Source organism: Bacillus cereus group sp. N6 (assembly GCF_016483705.1).
GTDB lineage: Bacteria > Bacillota > Bacilli > Bacillales > Bacillaceae_G > Bacillus_A > Bacillus_A wiedmannii.
Genome location: NZ_JAEHBI010000028.1, coordinates 56,724 through 73,642 on the forward strand (window position 1 = coordinate 56,724; position 16,919 = coordinate 73,642).

Here is a 16,919-nt window from a genome sequence, read left to right on the forward strand (position 1 = left end):
CTCCATATATTTGTTAAAGTGAAAAGAAAATTTGTATACCGCATCCACAATTGATTCTTCATATTAAATAAATTAATATGAAGCCAGGGATGCATGTAAATAGCACAAAGACAAACCCTACCTTTGACCATTCTAATAAATTATTTGGTATAATGGTTTTTATAGATAAAAAATAACAAAGTAGTAGAGGTTTAATAAGATAATTTACAGGTGAGAATAGACCTAGATTCTTAAAAGTATTTATATCACTATTTTTTGGCAAAAATACGGTTGTAATTATCATATTTATTATTAATACTACTAGCGTTGACAACATAACAGGCCTTCCGCACTCTTTTATTCGACACTTCTTCTTATAAAAAAAAGATATTATTAAATATATTAATAGTGTTTCTAACAAGATAGTTCCAAGCATTATGAATAATTGGAATATAAACGCGATTATCAAAATCAGCAATTCAAAATTATCCATATAATTGCTGAATTTTGTAATCATCTCATTGTACCCTGGGATAAGGCTACTAGCATAACTAAGTTGTATATAACATGATAAAAATAAAGATATAATTAAAGCTACTAGTAGAAAAACTGCACGTAATTTTTCTATTTTCATTTTACATCACCTCAAATTAATTTAGGAGTAACAAAAGCTTCTGTGATTGCAGCGGCGATTGTTAGAACTAAAATTAAAATTAAAATTTTGAACATTTGTTTTAAAATTAGAATAAATCCTTCTTTCTTTTTAAACATACTTATTATTCGCCAAGGTAGATAACTACCTAATGCTACCGTTAAAATCATAGCAGGGATTTCAAAAATACCATGCACAATAAATAGACTCAAAACATCGACAATAGATTTTTCGGTCATTAATGAACTAGTTATTGATCCCATAGAAAAAAAATTTAAAAATAGATACATCATTGAATAAACACCCAGCGTAATAATTCCAAGCAATATAGAGAACATTTCAGATGTTAAATTATGAATAAGTAATTCTGTAAAACCAAAATTCCCATCTGTAACCTCTTTTTCTACATTCAGCGAAAAAAATAGACCTAAACAATAAAACATTACAGCTATTATAGATATACACGTCATAACCTTTTTAAATTTCATGGCAACCATCCACTTTGGATAAAACAACATCTTTAAATCCATTTATTTTAATGTTGTGTGTAACTATTTCATTCATCTTTTTTTCTTCTGAATGCGTCGAGAAAATCACAATTGCACCTGTATATAAAACATAACTTTTAATGAAATCAAGTATTTTACACATTGAAGATTTATCAAAATTCACAAAAGGTTCGTCTATTAAAACTAGCTTAGGAGAGTTTAAAAATGCAGTTATAAAGGCAACTTTCTGTTTTGTCCCTAATGATAAATTTTTTATAAGGGTAGAGTTAAAATCTTTTAACTCTAAATCAACTATCATTTTATTTTTATACTCTTCAGCTGTTATTTCAATTACACCAGAAAGTGAAATAACTAGGTCTATCATTTCTGACACCGTTAAATAATCATATAAAAATGGGACATTGGGAATGGCCGTTGTTAGTTTAATATAATCTTTATAATTATTTTTCAGACTTACTTCCGTCAATATAACATCCCCTGCAAAATTAGAAATCCCTCCCAAAATGTTTAGTAAGGTTGTTTTACCAATACCATTCCTCCCGGTCACCGTAACTATAGATTTTAAAGGGATTTCCAAATTGACATCTTGAAAAATTTTAGTTTCTGGATACGTCTTGGTCATCTTACAAATCTTTAACATTTTTTTTCTCCTTAAAAAGAAATAAATAAATTTTCCCAATACAATATATGATCAATAAAAACAAGTAACTGGATGTACTAATATAAAAATAAAAAAGAGTGTATTCATCCAAAACTATTGCCAATAACGGAATAGCATAAACAATTGGAATTCCAAAAATAATATAATTTTCAGCGGGTTTTGATGTTAAAATGGAAGGATCTAATATATTTATTTCCTCAAAACTATATTTCCCTAAATCATAAACTCTTGTAACTGCAATGATAACTGTAGTAAATAATATTAAAGTGTAAAATATAACGCCTGCAAATACATTTATTGATCCATATAATAAGAGTGTGGTCAGGAAAGGTAATATTGCAACAACTAATTGAGAGAATGTCGATAAAATCGTTTGCTTGTATAGATATTTTTCACATTGAAATTTTTTTAAAAAATAAAAGGTTGTATTAATAGCAGGTTTTTGTAAAATTTCATCATACATGTAATGAGTAATCATTAAGTTAATCAATGAAGGACTATAACATAAAAATAAAATTATTAAAACTAACGGGATACTACTATAATAGTTTAAAATGGGATAAAGAATTACAAGTAACAATGTTGCTATAAAACTACCTATCCTTATATACAGCATCTTATTTTTAAAACTAAACCCTCTTAACAATAAGCGTTGATAAACTACTTTATTATTGTGATTTTTATATAAACCACCTTCTTTAGAAATAAAAATTGCAGATATAATTTTTCCATATTTAAAAACACAATAGATTAGTAAAGAAAGCAAAATTACTACCATTGACACTACGCTTATGGATATCCAAAAATGTGCATCTAATTTAGAGATTCGGTCAGTTGAAAAAATTTCTATTATCTGATTTTTGATTGTAAGTATCCTATTTAAATTAAAATACTGTATTAAAATTATTATAAATCCAGCAATAGTTATTGTTAAAAACACTTGAATGTATCTTTTAATAGTTGGAACTATTTTAATTACTAACATAGATAAACCTATCAAATAATTTAATAAAATAAAAAGAAAACCAAATAATAAAATCCATATTGACTGATTAACAAATGAAAATAAAATTATTACAGATAGAAAATATGGAAATGCGGAATAAATTAATGTGCTGTTAAGTAATTCAAAACTCATCTTTTGAATTACAAAATAATCTCCCTTACCATTCACAATAATTCTTAAAGCGAATTGCAAATCTTTTTTTAATAAATCAATTCTAGAATATCTAAATTTAGATTCAATTGATATTATTGTGTGAAGAATACTTATAACGCCGCTAAAAAAAACACCTTCAAGTACTTGGAATGAGCATAATAATCCTAGAATAAAATATAGTATCGTGAAGGACACTAATGGAACGAATATTAATATTTTAGAAGAAGTCAACAAAAAATTAACTATTTTGATCCTGTCTTCTTCTACAAATATATCTAAAAAACGCTTATACAATAAATGTATATTATCTTTAGTTCTTCTTTCAGAATTTAATTTATTATATTTAAAAAACTTTCTATAACTCATCACTCTATTTTCCCCTTTTAAAAATTATAATTCACCGGAAAATCATGTAACATATTTCCAGTGAATTATTTAACTCTTAAAGTTGAATTGCCGCGTGTTCACCTGCTGTTAATGCAAGCTTCCCTATTGCATATCGATATGAAATTATTGCTGCTGCTGCTCCCACGCCAATTCCTGTTAGAGCACATAATAGGCTAACATAACTTGCATAATCTAGTGCTTTGAAAACCGTACTTGCTACACCGTAACTTAATCCTGTTAACTTCATAATATGATTCATTTTTTAATTCCACCCTTTTATTAGATTAGTAATATCCTTCTATGCAAATCCAGTGCTTGTTAAAATACCAAAAAAACTATTAGTAATTAAAGTTGAATTGCCGCGTGTTCACCTGCTGTTAATGCAAGCTTCCCTATTGCATATCGATATGAAATTACTGCTGCCGCTGCTCCCACGCCAATTCCTGTTAGAGCACATAATAGGCTAACATAACTTGCATAATCTAGTGCATTAAAAACCAAACTTGCTGCACCGTAACTTAATCCTGTTAAATCCATAATACGATTCATTTCTCTACCCCTTTCTATAAATTATTGATGATAGTTGGAACATGAGATCACTTTGGAACTTAATTTCTACATTAGAGACCATCCTTTATGTAAAAAATGTTTAAACTTCCCTGGCACATAGTGTGCCCCATTAGATTCCATTGCTAAGTTAACCAACTCCGAAAATAATTCTAGCAGTAATCAATTAAATTTGAATATCACTAATTTGGGATTTGTCAATGGACTAATTCTGTAACTATCCACAGCTAAAGTAGTGGGCTTTGAAAATTACAAGTTTCAATTACCGTTCCACATCCCCCTAAAGGGGTGGGTTTTCACTGTTCTTCGATCGTTTTACACTCTCTCGAATACAGTGTGATAAAAACAGCCCAGATAGTTTTAAAAGTGGCGTTCCTAACGTTTTATAAATCCTGAAATTAGAATTTTTACGAAGTTGTATTTCAAAAACTATAGAGGGTCTAATGATAGGAAAGCGGTTCATATCCTTCATGTCTTATCTATTAAACAGAACAGATTTTTTCTTTATACCACATATACATTAGTTGTTTCTAATAACGAATTCATGTCCTCTTTTCGGTTATTCCAACCTAAACATAAACCTGTACTTTCGCTAATTCCTATTTTCTTGTTAAGTATCATATCTAAAATTTGGTTACATATACTAAAACGGTACATTTATTTTCTTCTTTCACATAGATTTTTCCAACCGCAAAACAGCGTACTCCCTGGTCAAGAGTGCGCTGTTTTGTTTTTATGCCACATACACATAGGCTTCATTAGCAGTTACATAGTATGTTTTACTTAACTTCACGCCACCAACCTTTACGGTCAAGGTAGTCCAGCATTGCTTTAAGTTGTGCATCTGAAGTCGGATCAGAAATAAAGTACGGTAAGCCATCCGATTGCAAAATGAAGGTAGCAGTCATTTTAAGGGACGTGAGTGCTCCCATTACATCTGGTGTTTCATACGGTGAGAAAGCACCTGTTTGGATGATGTTTTGTTTTACTGGCGGAGTTGCTACATTCGAGCTTCCACCGGAAGTTTGTCCAGTTAAAGCATATACAACTGAATTAGCAATATTATCTACATGCCACTTCGCCATATCTGCTTCATTATCGATAAAGCCAAGTTCAATTAGGATCGCTGGTGCTTTCGTGTTTGCTAACACATAAAGTTCTTTTCGCTCTTTAGCACCACGATTGGACCATCCAATATCTTTTGCAAGTTGGGCTGATACTTTTGTCGCTAAAGCTTGTTGGTCATAATAACAAACTTCCACACCATTAGCTTTTGTATCAAATGCATTCAAATGGAAAGAAACTACTAAATCCACATCATGAGAGTTACAGTTACGAACGATGTTATTTAAATTCTGCGCTTGAGTTTTTCCTACCTCATCGGTGTCATCATATACCGTATGACCTAAAGCGCGTAGTTTAGCTGCAACTGCATCCTTTACTAATCTATCCATGATATGTTCTTTTCGATTTCCCCAGTTAGCTCCTTGTACAAATGGAGTGTGACCTCCATGTAAACTATATCGAGTCATTATTCAACCTCTCCTTTTAGTGTAAGTTGTTTTTTTCTAATACATCTTTTTGTTGCAACCCTTTATCGCTTAAGTAGTTGTTCTTCCAAGCCACATACAAAGTGAATGCCCCTGTAATTACAGCGACTAAATCGTTTGTGATTTTGTCATCAATCGTTTGGTATCCCACAAGATTTAAAACACTATTAATCACAGCAATCACTAATACAACATAACGACTGATTGAAGCTGCATCGAAACTTTTCATTCTCTCACCTCCTTCCAAATAAAAAAAGTGACCGTATATACGATCACTTTCCTGCGAATTTAAAGAGTAACGCTATCGCACCAGCGATAAGCGAACCAACAACCGTTGTTCCCATCCAAAATACAAGCCTATCCAATCGATCAACACGTAAATGAGCACTTTTCGCTGATTGTTGCGCTTCAATCGCAAGCTCCCTTACATTACCAAGACCATCAATTTTTGTTTCTACCCTTGTTAATCCAATTATTACTTTTGTAAAATCATCATGATTTTCATGTTCTGGCAATCTCCCCATCTCCTTTTACGCTGCAAAACAACTTGGATCCATTCCAAAAATATCCGCAATATCTTCTTCGCTTCGATCTTTTAAATAGGATTGTGTTGTTGAAATATCCGAATGATTTGCAAGCGATTTTAATTTTTCTAGCGGTACACCTTGCACTTTTAAATTATCTAATCTGCTATGACGGAAACAGTGAGGATTGATTTTAAATTCTTTACCTTCTTTTTCGTGTAGCATCTTAGCGAATATCTTGCACCAGTAGTTAAAGACGCTTTTATTTAATGTTTTTCGCTCACCATTCCTATAAACGCGCACAAACAAATCTGGAATAGCATCTTTACCTCGTTGACTGATATATAAACGAATACATTGTTGTACTCGGGGATTGTAATATAATCTAAACTTTTTACCGCGCTTACCGCGGACTACATTGGTATAATATTGTTCTGCAAGTCCTTCTTTTTGAACTTGATAAACTTCATTTTTTCTAGCTGCACTATAATAAGAAAGTGCTAAATACATAGCTAACATATATTTTTCTTGTGCTATGAGCTCATCGATTAACCACTCGATTTGTTCTTCAGTTATAAAAGTAATTTCTCTGACTGGATTTTTAGGTAGTCCTCGAACCCGTGAACCTACATTAAACTCATAAACATAGTCGTCATCATCCGCGCAAAATTCTAATGCAGACCTTAATGCACTCATCAATCCATTTACAAGTGCATTTGACATTCCCATCTCTTGAAAAATAATAGATAAGTTTCGAATGTCTTTACGTGTTAATTCAATAAGATTTTTATTTTCGAAGTGTTGATGTATTAGAAACAAAATAATTCGTAAGTCCCAATGATATTGCTGTAAAGTGCTTGCCGCTTTTCCTTGTGCTTTCTTTTCGATTAGAAAATCTTTGACTAGGTTTTTATTTTCTTGGCTAACATGCTTTTCATAAATTGTTTGGTCTACTATTCGTTTCACACTAATCATCTCCTCAAAATAAAAAGAGAAGCGAAACCGCCCCCCTTGATCTATGAATTGAATTTTTACTCAAAGCCGTATTTTGTAACATTTATCTTAACGTCCGTTTGGTAAAACTGTCCCATCCCAATCAACAACCAATTTCGTTCGAACGCCTCCAGCATTGATTGTCTCAAACCCTCCAAGCCTAACAATTTCTACGCTTCCATCACCAATACCAACCGAAGTTCGATCACCACGTATGGCCCAAATTTTATTAGCCATAGAGTAATATTGGATAATCCCAAAGAATTGTCCGCCAATTTTCAACGCATATCCAACGTTATGGTTATTCGAACCATCTACACCAAAGTTATAATCATTTGCCTTCCAAATGTTCAACCAAATATAAGACATTTTTGCTGCCTCATCATAAGTGATTTTATCTACCAAATTTGCATATGGCAATGACGCCATCGTATGAACTGTATTAGAAGTGATATTAGCAAATGTTCTATCGTTACCATCATGATGTGTTTCAACTGTTGCGTGAGCTGTATTTCGCAAACTCCCCCGATATTTTGTATCAATTTTTACATTTTTAATATTACTTTGTGGTGCGAAAACAACACTTTCACTTGTTCCTGATACGGAGTTAGAAGCGATATTGACATCAGACAGCCAACCATCTAGGTAAAAACCACAAGAAAGATTCGCAATATCGTATGGTTGAAAAGCATTTGACGAAATTTCTATTCCATAACTTGGGTCTATTCCTGTTATAGATAATAATCCATATGATTCTTCTGAATAGTTATCTATGAAACTAAAAGCACCGTTTTGGAAAGAACCTGAATTATATAAAGATAAAGAACATCCATACTTGACACCATCAGAATTTTGTGGTGAAAAAGGTCTTTGATTTTGAGGTTTAGGACGGTTCGGATCACTCGGTTCTCCTGTTCCTTCGAAATCATTTTTTCGAATAGAAGTACCTCTCCCCTTAATATTACCGAAAATACCATAATCCTCATTTTTAGTAATTTTATTATTCTCAATCACTAAAAAGTTAGTTTCTCCGTGATAGTTACCTATATTTTTATCGAGGTAAATACCACCCTTATTTTGAGATATATCACACTTTTGAATATCTAGAAATATAACACCCTCCGGAAACTCTAATCCATTTTTCCCGAATCCCTTTATAACACAATCCCTCAAATGGGTTTGACTACGGCCGTTCCCTTTTATTCCAACACCAAAAGCACGTAAACTTCCAAACAAACCTATATTTTGTGCAATAAGACCATTAGAAAAGACTGTTATTGATTGATTTGTAACGATGACTGTCCCTTTTGACTGTATCTTATAATCATCAAATTTTTCGATTGTGCTAATTGGTCTAGTATAATCCCATGTCATCTCTGGAATATATGGGCTGATACCAATCAGTTTTACACCTTTTGTATCAATTGGCTTGGACACATAATATAAACCGGTAGGTAGAAATAACTCTTTAAATTCATTAGCCGCACAAAAATTTATTGCATTAATAATCGCATCAGAGTCATCAGTTTCCCCATCTGCTATAGCTCCGAACCATAAAACATTTACATTTCTAGAGCTTAATTCTGCATCAAGAAAATCTAATCTTTGTTTTGATGATGAAAATGTTTTATTTAACATTGTGCTAAATCTTGAATCGATAACTTCTGGATGACTATCCCCACCGGAATTTATCACCAAATTGTCCACTCTCTCATGAACCTCAGTTGTTGTTTTTTGTATATCTAACGAATGCTTATTTAAACGATTTTCAATATCACCAATATTATCGTTATATTCCCTTCTGAATACCATACCAAATGTATTATTAACATGCTTTCGTAATCTTACTAGCATCTTATTCACCTCTTCATATTACAAATGCTTACAGGTTCATTCTAGCCCGCCAGATATAAGTACGTTAATCGCATTCGTTTTTTCTTGTTGTAAATACAATGTATTACCTTCAGTTAAAACAACAGAAAGTGGAATGATTTCTGTCCCATTAGCTTTTACTACATAGTCTTTCATAATATCCACCGTATTCACAGTCATTGTAATCTTTGCATCTGTTTCTGTTGTATTTGTTAAAATCATTTGTTTAATTGTAGCGCGTGAATTTTTAGGCACCACATATACTTGTAATGCATTTTTTTGCGGGCTGCCTAAGTAAATTTGAATTGGTTCCATCATAATGTTCCTCCTAATTTATATAAAATTCGTTTTTTAATACTTCTCTATTAACCTTCTAACCACACGCGAAATACACGCGCGTATGCTTTCTTTCCTTTAACCTTATTTCTCATGCGAAAGTAAAAGCTTTTAAGGTTACCTGTAGGAACACCTAAATCATAAACAAGATCCACATCATCGTTTTGTGATGGTGCGCTAGTCTGTTTAGACGAAGCTGTACTCATAATCTGTTGGCCACTATCGGAAGAAACCATTGCAATTTCAACTTCTCCACCTTCTTCAGTGAAAATCTGTGCCTTTAATTTTACGTATCTTGTTTTATGTTCAAACGTATAGAATTGACAATTGTCTAATTCATCATGGGTAGACGTTAACCACCAGCCATCTTCTACTACATTAATCCCTCGATATGGTGGATAGTGACCAGCGATATCAAATCCATACTGTATAGCACCACCAATGATTGTCGCGAAACCATCTTCCCTCTCAACACGAACAAGACCACGATGAACATCGAGGCCTCCTGCACCAATATGGACATATGCATTTGGATCATCAGGAGAGATATACCAATCTCCAGTATGATCAGAATAATGATTAGAGTTTCTATACAAACGTTTTAATGCGAGGTTTAAATTGCCACCATCGTCTAGTAACTGTTGCACTTGCTTCTGCGTTTGCTGAAACTGTGCTTGAATTGCACTCATCGTTTTAAGTTCTTTAAATGTACTCAATTCAATAATTGGACTCTCGGTCTGATCGGTTGGATCATCTTCTATTTCAATGACACGAATCTTCACTTTCACGTCAGCCTTTTCGTAAAACATATAAACGTAATCACCATAATTAAACTTGTGTAATGGTGATAATCCATTGGCTATTAAATTAACAATACTGATTTTAAAACGCGTATCTGGTATGTCATTTATTTCTTTTTTGCACGCTTCTAACAAAGTTTCTTTTGTTTTATACCGCTCGTCACGAATTGGTTTTTGATGAATCCTTCCGTACGCTTTAGCCATCGGAGACTCATATTCAACCATAAACTCTTTATCATCCGCATCTTTTCCATACCCTCTAATATACGTAGCGAAGTTTGCCATATCAGTATCTTCTTCAAACGTTTTTAAGTTATGGCCGTAACGGAATTGCGCATCAGTTTCTGCACCAATTTGATTTTTAAAGGTAATTGTTTTCGTTTTATTATCAATTTGCATTTCAGCACCGTATCTATTTAAAGCCTTCTGTAATAGGGATGATCTTGTATCCTCACCAAAATTTTCGAATGTCGTTGTTGGAAATGCTCCTTGATTAATGTACTTCCAACCTGTCCCGTTGAAAATAAAATCCATACATTGTTTGAAATTAGCGGAACCATTATATAAGTTATATTGCCAATCCATCATATTATCGAAAAAAATATGAACAGCTGTAACAGCTTTACCGTAGTGGCCACGCTTGTTTACTCCTAAAACGATGTATTCATCGCCAAAATTATCTTTTATAATCGCCCTTTCATCCACAAGGTTATAGGCATGTTTTACATTTGGAGTATTTAATAAATAAAAAGAAAGAGAGTGTTCACCATTCACACGTCTCTTTCTCTTAGGTTCTTTATAATCTGTTAACATTTCGGATTGTCCGTTCAATCCTTGGACAACTAACATCAACTCACCTCCTTATAAATAATAAAATTTAAAGTCAAATTTGATTTCAAAACTACCTGATGTACCTGTTAATAAAAAGTCGTTCCAACCAGGTTTTAAAGTGATCAATCCCCAATTTGTTTTACCAAAAATACTACCAACAGTAGTTTGAGATGATTTAACACCATCTAAAGTAATAACATCGTTTTCCGATGCTGTGCTGCCTGTGTAGCTCCAAAGGTCTCCTGTAGTGACATTTTTTATAGATAAATTGTTAGATATGCCTTTGTATGTGATTTTTAAAGGCATCGATTTTGGATCTATAGTTTCATCGCCTGCATTATAAATACGAAATGATGTTGTGTTGTGGATGTACTTAGTATCTTCAGCAATTAAACCTTGTCCAATTTGCCACAATCCTGAATCAAATGTCATTGGATCGATAGTTTTCCCGATTGATTCCGCATACGGTGACTCTGAATAAAGCACTAATTCACAACGTCCCAATGTCATGGTTACAGGTTCAGGTGTAAAAGCTTCGGTACTTACTAACCATCGTTTACCGGGCTCTTCGCTAGAAATGACGTAAAACTCTTCTCTTGAATCAAGTATTTGAAAGAACTCATTTCTTTTTAGTACATGATCAAAAAAATCGTATGATGTAAATAAAATTTCAGTGTGAATAGGCCTCCCTTCAATTTCAGTTCCAATACTGACGGGCGGCCTACCACTTACACTTTCTCTTTGTCTAGTTACTTTTATGGACTCAGGACGAAATTTTAAAACGATATATCCTGTTTCTTTAGAAAGTTTATATCGTTTACCATTCTTCCTTTCTATAATTAAATGCATTATCTCGCCCCCGAAAAGAATAATGTTGTATTTATTTGTCGCCCTTGTGCAATATCCACTATAGGTGCAACAACTTCTCCGAGGATTTGCTCATTTACTACAAGTTGAATCGTAGCATTTCCGTTTCCTATTGTACTTCCTGGTGAATAACCACCATTTGTTTGCACTAAACCGTAGTTACCGCTATCTACAGACGGTGTTACTGCTTCGCTCATCGCTTGTGAAGCTCTATTAATTACACCAATTGAATTTTCCATACCAATCGCAAGACCAGCGCCAATTTGTTTACCGACTGCATCACGCATTAGTCGGGAAGGTGAGTGGATGTCAAAGAAGTCGGTAAATCCTTTCTTGATACCACTTCCAATCTCCGAAACCTTATCCCATACAGCTCCAGCCATACTTCCGATACCGCTAATTAATCCGCTTATAATATCTTTTCCGACACTTAATAAATTGACTTCTTTAAGAGTATCGATTATCTTACTACCTATTTCTAGGGCGGCACTTCCTAACTCTCCTAAAAGAGAAAGAAGACCTTGAATTAGAGCCCCAATTAACTTTACTCCGGCTTCTAGCAATTTCGGTAGATTACTAATTAGTGTACTTACCAGAGTAACGACTAGATTAAAAGCTGCTGCTATTAGTTGTGGTAAAACTTGAATTATACCCGCAATTAAAGCTAGTAAAATATTTATCCCGGCACTAATGATCTGTGGTAAATTCGCAATCAAAGTAGAAGCAATTTTAACGATTAAATCTAGTGCTGCATTTATTAGTTGTGGTAAAACTTGTACAATACCATTTATAACAGCTAAGAGGATTTGTACTCCTGCCTGTATAATCGCTGGTAAATTTGAAATTAAAGTATTAGCTACTTGTGTTATTAAATTTATCGCCATTGTTATCAATTGCGGAAGCATTTGAATGATCCCGTTTATGAGACTTGTTAGGACCTGTATTCCAGCCTCGATAATCATAGGTAAATTTGCTGTAATCGCTTCAATCAATGTAGTAATTACAGTGATTATCGCTAACGCAATCATTGGCAAAGCCTGTGTAATTCCAGTAATCAATGAAATTAGTAAATTAATACCCATTTCAATCAATTGTGGAAGGATCATCATAAGACCATTAATAATGGTTTGAATTATCGATACGGCCACAGGGATCAATTGTGGAAGCATCTGCATAATACTCGTTATTAATGTCATAATAAGCTGAAGTCCAATTTGAATGATTGTTGGCAAAGTTTGAGTAATACCAGTAACTAACGTTTGAATTATTTGTATTCCTGATTGGACGAGCATAGGTAAATTTGTAGCAATTGCTTGAGCTACTGTATTTATTATTTCAAACATTGATTGTAAAATAACAGGCGCTGCCTGTACTAATCCATTCACAAGACCATTTATGATTTCTGATCCGGTTTGAATGAATTGTGGAAGTGTCGTTGTTAAAAAGTTAGCTAGATTACTAAAAACATTAGTAATCTCTTCTAAAACAACACCTTTATTTGCATTAAGTTGACCTGCAATTGCTGGAAGAAAACGAGATGCTGCGATTAAAACTCCAGGAATCCCGCCTACTAAAGCGCCAACTATAGAAGGTCCGATTGTTTTAAATATCTCACCTATTTGACTGAAATCTCCTGAAAACACAGCTCTCACAGCATTAAATAAAGTGACTAAACTCTCTCGTATTTTACTTACAGCTTTCCCTATTAATTCAGCTGCATTTTGAAATCCTGTAGGAAGGTGAGTAATCCAGTCATTCAGATAATCTCCGTCCACAGCTGTAAAGAATAAGTATTTACTTAGTGAAATTAATATATCGATGAAGCTTTGTATACCGCTAATCACGCCAGTAATACTATTTTTAAATCCTTCATTTGTTTGCCATAGTTTTTTAAATCCAATTATCAATCCAACTATTGCGGCTCCTGCTGCTATAAACCCAGCAACAACTAATGCAACCGGACCAGCAATAGCCCCAACACTTACACCTACAATTCCGGCCATACTGGACAAGGTTATAAACACTGGGGCTAGAGCCATGCAAGCTCCAATTAATATTCCAATCGCAACAACAATGGTTGTTAATGCTGCTGCTAAAGCTGGATGAGCTGAAATCCATGAAGCAAATGCACCAATAATACTTGCAATTACACCTAAAAGTGGCTCGAGTGCCATTTTTAAGCCGCCCATTGCTTTTTGAAACTTTATCGCTGGGCTTGCATCCATTTTCTTTATCATTGCATTTAGTTCTTCTTGACTTACATTTAAATCAACAACTTTATCTTTGGCATTTAAAAGCGTATCTATAATGTTCTGCCCTTGATCTTCAAACATGGTCCCGAAAAGCTTTACACCAATTTCATTTCTCTTTGTTTCATCTTCAATTTCATTTAAAGCTTTAGCGATATCTGTCATAGCGGCCGAACCTTCTTTGCCGCCTTTTGCTACAGATTGACCCCATTTTTCTAACTGATCAGCTGAAATTTTTGTACCTTCCAAGGCTTCTTTCATCGACTTATCGACACCCTGACCAAATTCAGCTGCTTTAATACGACCTTCTTTCAGTCCGTCTAATAAGTTATCAATATTCCAAGTACCTGTTTCGACACCAGCTGCCATAATCGATTGTACTTCTTCCGCTGTATAACCAGCCCGTGCTAATTGCCCGCCATATTCAGCAATGATATCTAACTGTTCTGGGGGAAATCCCATTTTTAATAAGGCGTTTGTTAAAGCTAGAGCACTTTCGTTGGTGACACCTAATTCACTGCCAACCTCATTTGTTTCTTGGATTAATTCGGTAAAATCAATACCTGCATAAGAAGTCGATATTGCGGCCGCTCCCTTTACGATTGCCGCATTCGCTTCATCGCCAACGGTTTTATTTAAAGCCCATTGTCTACGTGTTCCTTCAAGAGCCTCTTCCACATCTACACCATATGCTTCTATCCCACGTACGGATTGTTCAACTGACTTCTTAGATGCTTCGGGAACTTCAAAAGTTACATCAATTTTTGTCTTTAATTTAGAAGTATCAAGAGCTTGTTCAATTACACCTGATATGCCACCGGCTGCCATAGCTCCACCAAGCATGTTTTCCAAACCAATATCTAGCTCTTTGAATTCTTTAGTCGCTCTTTCCGCTTCACGAGAAAGTTCCCTTAATTCATTTCTTACATTTTGAATAGAATTACCATCATCCACAGATCTAAGCGCTCGTTGTAATTTTTCAATATCAGCTTCAGCACCTAAAGCTTCACGTCCAATAAGCTCAATCGCTTGATCTAATTGTTTACTTGTAGCCGTTCCACTCTTAATTGCATTTACTAAACGATTTCCTAATGCTCCTGCAAAATCATCAACACTTTTACCTGTAGCACTAAATAATGTTCCTAACTGTCTAGTTGAACTTGCTACATTATCTTGTTCTGTTTTTAATCCAGCAAGTTTATTTTTATAACCATTAAGCGATCCTTCTGTAAATTCAATCTCACGCCTAAAAGCGCGATACTGTTCTTCGGAAATCTTTCCGTTTTGAAATTGCGCTTGAACTTGTTGTTCCGCTGCCTTCAATTTATCTAGCTTTTGTGTGGTATTTTCAATTTGTTGCGTGAGTAATTTTTGCTTTTGAGCTAAAGCTTCTATATTACCAGGGTTAAATTTTAATAAACGTTCAACATCTTTTAGTTCTTTAGTTAAATCGTTACTTTGCTTATTAACATCTTTTAAAGCCTTTTGAAGTGGCTGAGTATTCCCGCCAATTTCTACAGTGATTCCTTTAATTCTTCCAGCCATTTTTTCACCTCACTTTCTTAGAAATTGTTGAAGTCTTTTTGCGATGCTTTGCGTTCTTTTTCCTTATTTTTCGTAGGGTTTTTCATATCGATATATGCATCGATATAGTCCAAACACATTCCAATTGTCATATCGTCTAAATCAGCCCTAGATAATCCGGTTTCATAGCAAAGCAAAAGGAACGTTTCAGTTGTAAATGGTTCACCCTGTTCCGTTCCTTCTTGGTTATTATTACTATCTACAACTTTTTTTTAGATTGAATGGTAGAAGTTATCAAATCCTGAATATCTTCTAAGATTTCAATGATAGGAAAAGAATCAAAAGAATCTAACCATACCATAGGTTCTGGTATCTTTGGATCTGCTGTTCTTGCCATTGTCCAGATGAGATTATAAAATACATCAAAATCTACTTGGTCTAACGAATTGGGATCTAAATTATCCATATCAATTTTTCCAAGTGGCGATAATTTCAGGAGCTGCGCGAAATAATCTTTTCCAAATTGCGCCTTAAATCGTACTGGAGTACCCCCTGTACTTTTCAAACGAACTTCTCTATCATCTATTACAATTGTCTTTTCCATCTAATTACGCCCCCTGTGGTGCTGTTTTTTCATAAACTTTTGTATACCAAGCATCATAAATACTTGCTAGTGTACCTGCTGTTGTTGAAGTTTTCACAGTAAGTTTTTCTGGATGCTGAGATGCAAAAAATTTTAATTCTGTTGTAGTTGGCTCTGTTTTATCACTCTTTGTGGAAGATCCAATGCTAGGACGTGCCACAGAAACGTTATACATTACATGACGTGTTGCTTTTACATCGCCATCAAATTCAAACATAAGAGCGATTTTCTTGATTTTTGCATTTGAAACTTCTGTAATAACCTTGTCCGTTTCGTCTAAAACTTCACCTAAAACTTCTGTGCGGAATGCTTCTGTGATGTTAGCGATATTTAATGTTCCTTCATAACCTTGGTTACTTGATTCAGTGTAATAATTGCTATCATCAGCATAGAAGTCAGTTTGTTCACCTTTTGGTTCTAACTTCATTTCAACCGCACCAGGTAACTTTCCAACCGTACCGTATGTGATTTTTCCTGTTTCATCTTCAGAAATAACACTGTAATGTACTTTCTTTAGACCAAAAACGACTTTATTTTCAGGCATTTACATCAACCTCGTTTCGTATATTTTTTGATACATTTTCTCAGATTCAATAAACGTCCCATACGAGTCATAAGGAATCTCATGATCGTCTAGGACGTTTTCAAGTTTTGCTTCTGCAACTACATCTTTTTTAGATGTATAAAGCTCAATATTTGCATCGTCTATCTTGTGATACACCTTGTTATCAGCCATTACATTGTAAGGTAAGAACCCAGCGCCTTTTCATATTTCTATGATAGGTTTCCAAGAACTCCCTTCCGAACCGTACGTAC

Annotated in this window: 16 protein-coding genes and 1 pseudogene; all 17 read right to left on the reverse strand. The window is 34.0% G+C overall.

The genetic code is table 11. The features are described from left to right. Positions 1 to 624 precede the first annotated feature (624 nt). Complete coding sequence (locus JDS99_RS19125) at positions 625 to 1,119, reverse strand: stage II sporulation protein M (RefSeq protein ID WP_199695513.1); 495 nt, start codon at positions 1,117 to 1,119, stop codon at positions 625 to 627. Next, the gene (locus tag JDS99_RS19130) at positions 1,109 to 1,780 is read right to left on the reverse strand and encodes an ATP-binding cassette domain-containing protein (RefSeq protein WP_199695514.1); all 672 of its coding nucleotides are present in this window, start codon (positions 1,778 to 1,780) and stop codon (positions 1,109 to 1,111) included. Before JDS99_RS19130 ends, JDS99_RS19125 begins: the two co-directional genes overlap by 11 nt. Next, entirely contained in the window at positions 1,764 to 3,329 is a 1,566-nt protein-coding gene (locus tag JDS99_RS19135; protein ID WP_199695515.1) for a hypothetical protein, read from the reverse strand. The genes JDS99_RS19130 and JDS99_RS19135 overlap by 17 nt, the downstream gene beginning before the upstream one ends. A 73-nt stretch (positions 3,330 to 3,402) precedes the next feature. Beyond that, entirely contained in the window at positions 3,403 to 3,606 is a 204-nt protein-coding gene (locus JDS99_RS19140) for a hypothetical protein (protein WP_199695516.1), read from the reverse strand. An 86-nt stretch (positions 3,607 to 3,692) separates the two neighbouring features. Further along, the gene (locus JDS99_RS19145) at positions 3,693 to 3,896 is read right to left on the reverse strand and encodes a hypothetical protein (RefSeq protein WP_199695517.1); all 204 of its coding nucleotides are present in this window, start codon (positions 3,894 to 3,896) and stop codon (positions 3,693 to 3,695) included. A 797-nt stretch (positions 3,897 to 4,693) separates the two neighbouring features. Next, positions 4,694 to 5,446, reverse strand: a complete 753-nt coding sequence (locus tag JDS99_RS19150; RefSeq protein ID WP_199695518.1) for an N-acetylmuramoyl-L-alanine amidase — start codon at positions 5,444 to 5,446, stop codon at positions 4,694 to 4,696. A 16-nt stretch (positions 5,447 to 5,462) separates the two neighbouring features. Further along, positions 5,463 to 5,693, reverse strand: a complete 231-nt coding sequence (locus JDS99_RS19155; protein WP_199695519.1) for a phage holin — start codon at positions 5,691 to 5,693, stop codon at positions 5,463 to 5,465. A 43-nt stretch (positions 5,694 to 5,736) separates the two neighbouring features. Next, positions 5,737 to 5,988, reverse strand: a complete 252-nt coding sequence (locus tag JDS99_RS19160) for a hemolysin XhlA family protein (protein WP_098649592.1) — start codon at positions 5,986 to 5,988, stop codon at positions 5,737 to 5,739. Between the two features lie 6 nt (positions 5,989 to 5,994). After that, positions 5,995 to 6,954: a tyrosine-type recombinase/integrase gene (locus tag JDS99_RS19165; RefSeq protein ID WP_199695520.1), complete on the reverse strand. Its 960-nt coding sequence runs from the start codon at positions 6,952 to 6,954 to the stop codon at positions 5,995 to 5,997. Between the two features lie 96 nt (positions 6,955 to 7,050). Then, positions 7,051 to 8,835, reverse strand: coding sequence for a glycosyl hydrolase family 28-related protein (locus JDS99_RS19170; RefSeq protein WP_199695521.1), 1,785 nt, complete (start codon positions 8,833 to 8,835; stop codon positions 7,051 to 7,053). 36 nt (positions 8,836 to 8,871) lie between these two features. Continuing rightward, positions 8,872 to 9,171 (reverse strand): hypothetical protein, encoded by a 300-nt coding sequence (locus JDS99_RS19175; protein ID WP_242475746.1) that lies wholly within the window; start codon positions 9,169 to 9,171, stop codon positions 8,872 to 8,874. Between the two features lie 47 nt (positions 9,172 to 9,218). Then, positions 9,219 to 10,838, reverse strand: a complete 1,620-nt coding sequence (locus JDS99_RS19180) for a phage tail protein (protein ID WP_199695522.1) — start codon at positions 10,836 to 10,838, stop codon at positions 9,219 to 9,221. Between the two features lie 12 nt (positions 10,839 to 10,850). Beyond that, the gene (locus tag JDS99_RS19185; protein WP_199695523.1) at positions 10,851 to 11,669 is read right to left on the reverse strand and encodes a phage tail family protein; all 819 of its coding nucleotides are present in this window, start codon (positions 11,667 to 11,669) and stop codon (positions 10,851 to 10,853) included. Then, the gene (locus tag JDS99_RS32050; protein WP_242475747.1) at positions 11,669 to 15,481 is read right to left on the reverse strand and encodes a hypothetical protein; all 3,813 of its coding nucleotides are present in this window, start codon (positions 15,479 to 15,481) and stop codon (positions 11,669 to 11,671) included. The genes JDS99_RS19185 and JDS99_RS32050 overlap by 1 nt, the downstream gene beginning before the upstream one ends. A 238-nt stretch (positions 15,482 to 15,719) precedes the next feature. Further along, positions 15,720 to 16,064: a hypothetical protein gene (locus tag JDS99_RS19195; protein WP_199695524.1), complete on the reverse strand. Its 345-nt coding sequence runs from the start codon at positions 16,062 to 16,064 to the stop codon at positions 15,720 to 15,722. Between the two features lie 4 nt (positions 16,065 to 16,068). Next, positions 16,069 to 16,647: a major tail protein gene (locus tag JDS99_RS19200; protein ID WP_199695525.1), complete on the reverse strand. Its 579-nt coding sequence runs from the start codon at positions 16,645 to 16,647 to the stop codon at positions 16,069 to 16,071. Beyond that, positions 16,648 to 16,845, reverse strand: a pseudogene (locus JDS99_RS19205) (hypothetical protein); the annotation flags it as partial. Between the last annotated feature and the right edge of the window lie 74 nt (positions 16,846 to 16,919).

Coding starts and splice junctions, on each gene's coding strand:
- JDS99_RS19125 (WP_199695513.1), bottom strand. CDS start 1,119: ATGAAATTTAAAAAGGTTATGACGTGTATATCTATAATAGCTGTAATG.
- JDS99_RS19130 (WP_199695514.1), bottom strand. CDS start 1,780: ATGTTAAAGATTTGTAAGATGACCAAGACGTATCCAGAAACTAAAATT.
- JDS99_RS19140 (WP_199695516.1), bottom strand. CDS start 3,606: ATGAATCATATTATGAAGTTAACAGGATTAAGTTACGGTGTAGCAAGT.
- JDS99_RS19145 (WP_199695517.1), bottom strand. CDS start 3,896: ATGAATCGTATTATGGATTTAACAGGATTAAGTTACGGTGCAGCAAGT.
- JDS99_RS19150 (WP_199695518.1), bottom strand. CDS start 5,446: ATGACTCGATATAGTTTACATGGAGGTCACACTCCATTTGTACAAGGA.
- JDS99_RS19155 (WP_199695519.1), bottom strand. CDS start 5,693: ATGAAAAGTTTCGATGCAGCTTCAATCAGTCGTTATGTTGTATTAGTG.
- JDS99_RS19160 (WP_098649592.1), bottom strand. CDS start 5,988: ATGGGGAGATTGCCAGAACATGAAAATCATGATGATTTTACAAAAGTA.
- JDS99_RS19170 (WP_199695521.1), bottom strand. CDS start 8,835: ATGCTAGTAAGATTACGAAAGCATGTTAATAATACATTTGGTATGGTA.
- JDS99_RS19175 (WP_242475746.1), bottom strand. CDS start 9,171: ATGATGGAACCAATTCAAATTTACTTAGGCAGCCCGCAAAAAAATGCA.
- JDS99_RS19180 (WP_199695522.1), bottom strand. CDS start 10,838: ATGTTAGTTGTCCAAGGATTGAACGGACAATCCGAAATGTTAACAGAT.
- JDS99_RS19185 (WP_199695523.1), bottom strand. CDS start 11,669: ATGCATTTAATTATAGAAAGGAAGAATGGTAAACGATATAAACTTTCT.
- JDS99_RS32050 (WP_242475747.1), bottom strand. CDS start 15,481: ATGGCTGGAAGAATTAAAGGAATCACTGTAGAAATTGGCGGGAATACT.
- JDS99_RS19195 (WP_199695524.1), bottom strand. CDS start 16,064: ATGGAAAAGACAATTGTAATAGATGATAGAGAAGTTCGTTTGAAAAGT.
- JDS99_RS19200 (WP_199695525.1), bottom strand. CDS start 16,647: ATGCCTGAAAATAAAGTCGTTTTTGGTCTAAAGAAAGTACATTACAGT.